Below are 865 nucleotides of genomic sequence, written 5' to 3' on the forward strand. Positions count from 1 at the left end.
GCTCACTGGCACCCCACATCGTTCTGAAAGAAACGCAGCAGGCCTTCAAGCTTGAAAAAGTTGACACAGGCACCCACACCACCGCAGACGGAGCCGACTACTACGCCATCAACCCGAAGGGTGCCGTGCCGCTGCTGGAGCTCGAGAGCGGCGAGCGCCTGACAGAAGGCCCCATCATTGCCCAATACCTTGCCGACAAGGCAGGCCGCGCCGACCTGCTCCCAGCCGCCGGCAGCATGGACCGCTACCGCGTGATGGAGTGGCAGAACTACATCACCTCGGAGCTCCACAAGACCTTCACGCCGCTGTTCAACCCGGAGCTGGACGGCAGCGCCAAAAAAACCCTGGCCAGCGTTCTGCGCAAAAAATACGAATGGGTCAACACCCAGCTGCAGTCCAAAGACTATTTGCTCGGCCAGTCCTTCACTGTGGCCGATGCCTACTTGTTTGCCGTCACAGGCTGGGCCAAGTACGTGTCGCTGGACCTGGCGGACCTGAAGCATCTGCAGGACTTCCTGGCACGTGTCGCCGGCCGGCCCGCCGTGCGCGAGGCCCTGAAGGCCGAAGGGCTGCTGGCATGAGCCGCTGGAAAACCACGGCCCTGACCCAAAGGCTGGGCTTGACGGCGCCGATTGTGCAGGGACCCTTCGGAGGGGGCCTTTCCTCGGTGGCGCTGACCGCGGCGGTCTGTGAAAGCGGTGGGCTGGGCTCGTTTGGGGTGCATCACCTGACAGGCGCGCAAATTGAAGAGACGGCCCAGGCCATACGCCTGAAAACAAAACGGCCTTTCGCCTTGAACCTGTGGGTGCCGCATGAAAAGAGCGAGGACCCGCCGCTCACAGATGCGCAGTTCGAGCAGCACCTG

Annotated in this window: 2 protein-coding genes; both read left to right on the forward strand. The window is 62.7% G+C overall.

Features of this window, described 5'->3' with window-relative positions:
* A partial coding sequence (gstA, locus tag AC1D1X_RS24585) for a glutathione transferase GstA (protein WP_477699524.1) occupies window positions 1-581 on the forward strand: 581 nt, incomplete at its 5' end.
* The coding region (locus AC1D1X_RS24590) for a nitronate monooxygenase (protein ID WP_477699525.1) at window positions 578-865 on the forward strand (288 nt) is incomplete at its 3' end. The genes gstA and AC1D1X_RS24590, both read left to right, overlap by 4 nt.

This window comes from Polaromonas sp. P1_G4, assembly GCF_056405475.1.